This window comes from Bradyrhizobium sp. WYCCWR15520, assembly GCF_056174665.1.
Genome location: NZ_JBWBWM010000116.1, coordinates 1 through 3,559 on the forward strand (window position 1 = coordinate 1; position 3,559 = coordinate 3,559).

Below are 3,559 nucleotides of genomic sequence, written 5' to 3' on the forward strand. Positions count from 1 at the left end.
GAATCCTCAAAAGCAAAATTGCAAGCTTTTGGGCCCCCAAAGCCCGAAAGCTTGCAATCTCAAAACGCCTCTCGCCAGAAAATTCGACTCCCGCTCAATGGCTTGGAAGTTCTTCACGCACGACTAAAGACTGCAAACTCTGAGGTGTGGGTGAAAACGTGGGCTGAGCTGATCCGAGATTGTGACGCACGACTCCATTTCATTCAGGACAAGTTGAGGGTCGAGGTGTCTGCCGATACAACACCGTGCGACTATCTCTCGTCTCCGGCAAGCGTGATTCGGCCCGTGACGTCCTTTTCTCCTGATTGGTATTACGATGCGATGAGGGTCATCAATCGCCGATTTGTAGGTAACAGCCACCAGGGGACCTAGCCCGGTACTGTCATGAGCCGGCGACAGACCGCATCGTCACGCACAATTGCCAGCACAGCCTTGTGCAGCCTCCCGTACTCTGCCTTCAAAGCTGATCGTGCCGAAAGCATTGCTGTGGCAAGGCGCTCCAATGTCGCCGGAGGTCATGGAATGGTTGTTCGACGAGCAGGACTACACGTTGCCTGAGGAGTAACCAGCCACAAAACGCATCCCTCAACTTGGCGCGGCCTAGTGACGGGCCCCGTCTGTTCTCCTGTTCACACGATATTGTGGTCCAGGAGATGCGCGTTCACGCTTTCGCCTAAATCTCTTCGCGCAGGCTGGGTTGCGAGAATAGAACGCTAATGAATGTCGGCACTGAGCAGGACGGAAGGGGCGAGTGGTACGTCCGTCCGTGGGTCATTGTGCGAGGTTTCGGCCCTGACGCTTGTTGTCGTTCCGCTCACCACATCCACTACGCTGCACCGCGCGAAACCGGGCCAGCAAAAATAGCCTCGTGCCTCCACCCAAACAATCAGTGATGTGAGAAATGCGAGCTAATGAGGCAAAACGCTCAGAAATTGATCGTGAAGCTCACGAGGCATCTTCGCCAAAAGGAATTTTTCGATTGTCCTCCGATCATCAGAGAAATGTTGAGCTCCGTCGGATACGGAGTTGCCCTTGACACGGAGTTCTCGTCCAGAGCCCCCCGTCATAAAGCTCACTTTGAAGCCGCGAAAGCCGAGTCCGTCCGCCGCACCGGCCGGAGCTTTCACTTTCCGCGCTTTTTTGAGCAGCCTTAGAAGTGCAGTTATTTCTGTGCGTCCAAGCTCCCACTTCGGATTGGGACGGCCAGAAAAAATGTCAATTTCGACCTGAGCGCGATCGGGTAGCTGTTCCATCGAGTTCCTAGCTTGCCGCGTCTGGGGCCAAGCCTCATCGGATGTGAACGCTTCGGCTTGTGACCATGTAACTACAGAAATCAGTATAAGGGCCGCGATTGCAAGTCTGCGGATCGGAAATTGCAGCGCCAGCATTATCGACGTTCCTCGCCGCCGTTTGACCCGGCTTATGCGACCAACATCCAACGTTGTCTTGTCGATACCAATGATAGTCATTCTGTGGCCAAACGACCAGAGCGACGTACCAGCCGGAACCTGCGGCCAAGGGGCTCGAGAAGTTCTTTACCGGCTTCAGTCCATCCGATTGAGCTGCGGAGGCCACATTGCTGCAAGCCATGGCCGTTGCGGGATGTCCACTGGCGCGACCTGGCTGAGCGAAGGTATTTGTCGCGTTGTTGTTCGCGTAGTTGTAGCAGTTGTTGTAGGGCTGAATGTTGGGAACATTCCAGAGGCCCGGGTTGTAGGCTGGCGCATCAACGGCGCGACATTGCGGGCATGAAGGTGCGCCCGCCAAATTGCCATCAAACCTAGCCTGAGCATGGGTGGCCGTGCGCGAACTGACGTGCCGGCGGACTTCGTCGTTTATGGCGCTCGCCGAAGTCGTGATCAGCCAGTCCTCGATGTCGGAATCGGCAACGTAGTTGGCAAGGCCAAGGCCTCGATCGAGGATGCCTTCGTGCACAAACAGGCGTTTCGGCCCGGTCAGGCTTTCGACGTGCTGCGCGATATGAAACCCGCGGTATCCTAATCCGCCGACGACACCGGATGGCCTCGAGTGGGTGAAGGTCGACGAGGCTCTGATCCGGTCGTCTAGTTCTTTCTCTTGTGCGGCCGTCAGTTGCCAACTCGGGTTCGAGTTACCCGAAAATACGTCCAGCGCTACCACCGTTGTCATATTAGCCTCCCTCAAGCAGCCAGATGAGCAGCGAAACCAGCAACAGCGAGGTTACCTCGTATAGGGGGCTGATCACCTCCTGAAACTGATAGGGGCGTCCGAGACCACGCCCGAATTGAGAGAATAGTCCCGCGCAAGTGCCCGAGCGTGAGCGGCACCTATTTTTTTTACTTGTGTTGCCGAGTTTCAAAAACTTCACGACGTTCGCTTGATTCGAGAAGGCGTCATCTGGGTCTACGGCGTCGATCAAGACGGCATCAAGACGTTCGCCGACTTCGGACTCCAACTCGTCCGGATGAAAAAGCCCGGGATTGCATAAGCGGTGTCCGCCTGAATAATCCAACCAGCCCGCGGTCGACGCCGGATGCGTACCTCGGAATGACTTTACATCCCTGCGCTCCCACTTCACCTACCCACGCCACGGGACACGATCTCAGCCGTATCGAAAATGGTACCTAAGGTAGGCGAGATGTAATAACAGGTGACCCTACCAGGATTGGCTGTTGCTTAGGGCGACGGAAGCATGCCACCGTTCCTAACGAAGGTGGAAGCTGGTTAAGCGCCGTCTTGCCGAGGTAGGGGGCGTTCGCAAATAGTAGAGGAGAGATATCATGGATCGCTCTGTCGCCACTATCGCACTAACGTGTTTGGGAATCGCCCTTTCCAGTGTTGCCGTCGCACAGACGGCTAGACAGAATAACAACACCCTTCCAGGGCAGGAGCGCGCTCTCAGTGTTGCGCCGGGCTCAGCGCAGCCGACCAGAGGAGTCGTGTTTTTAACAGCGGCAATCAACTCAGACGGCAGCATAGCGGGCTGCTTCGGTTGCAACACCGCGAACACCAAGAGGTTAGGGGCTGGCATATATCAGATCGATTTCGGACACAATGTCCAAGCAATCAACGGTTGGAGCCGATGGGTTCAGGCCGACACCTTGACGATCGGTGCGGAAAACGCTTGGTGTAACACTGCTGACCGGGCCGGCAACGACAATGCAGTTTGGGTGAACTGCCAGACTAGCAGTGCGCCGGTTGATGCATCCTTTTTCTTGTTCGTCGCAAGGTAAAGCGATCCAACTTTCGTGTTGATCCCAACTCCAGCGAGGATGATCGGCCTTCCCACGCTGATGGAGGGCGGGTAAGAAGTCGAGTGTCTTTGCTAGCAGGCCCGCCACCGCACACTGGGCTCGTCCGGTTTCTTACAATTATCGGGCGAGCACGCGAGCAGGGCGCGCCACGCTTGTGAGCATCTTCGTTAGCCGCCCCCGTATGTCGATCTCTTGCCCCATGAACCTCCTCCGAATTGATGGACACCTGTAGTAGGCTCGAAGAGCCAGGAGGTGTCGGATGGAAGGACGTCAACGTCGGTCGTTTACGGACGACTACAAGCGGCAAGCGGTTGATCTCGTAGCGT

At 56.1% G+C, this 3,559-nt stretch carries 3 protein-coding genes and 1 pseudogene; 1 reads left to right on the top strand and 3 read right to left on the bottom strand.

The window, feature by feature from the left end; genetic code table 11:
* Positions 1-260: 260 nt before the first annotated feature.
* The 3 genes and pseudogenes from AC0QUY_RS42230 to AC0QUY_RS42240 form a co-directional block, all read right to left on the bottom strand.
* Positions 261-509, bottom strand: a pseudogene (locus AC0QUY_RS42230) (IS110 family transposase); the annotation flags it as partial.
* 399 nt (positions 510-908) lie between these two features.
* On the bottom strand, positions 909-1,253 hold the full coding sequence (locus AC0QUY_RS42235) for a hypothetical protein (protein ID WP_161855517.1): 345 nt from the start codon (positions 1,251-1,253) through the stop codon (positions 909-911).
* A gap of 34 nt (positions 1,254-1,287) precedes the next feature.
* Positions 1,288-2,148 carry a hypothetical protein gene (locus AC0QUY_RS42240; RefSeq protein ID WP_161855516.1) on the bottom strand — a complete coding sequence of 287 codons (861 nt, stop codon included), beginning with the start codon at positions 2,146-2,148 and terminating at the stop codon, positions 1,288-1,290.
* A 611-nt stretch (positions 2,149-2,759) separates the two neighbouring features.
* On the opposite strand from AC0QUY_RS42240, the gene AC0QUY_RS42245 reads away from it, so the two are divergent.
* The gene (locus AC0QUY_RS42245; RefSeq protein ID WP_475391696.1) at positions 2,760-3,212 is read left to right on the top strand and encodes a hypothetical protein; all 453 of its coding nucleotides are present in this window, start codon (positions 2,760-2,762) and stop codon (positions 3,210-3,212) included.
* Positions 3,213-3,559 lie beyond the last annotated feature (347 nt).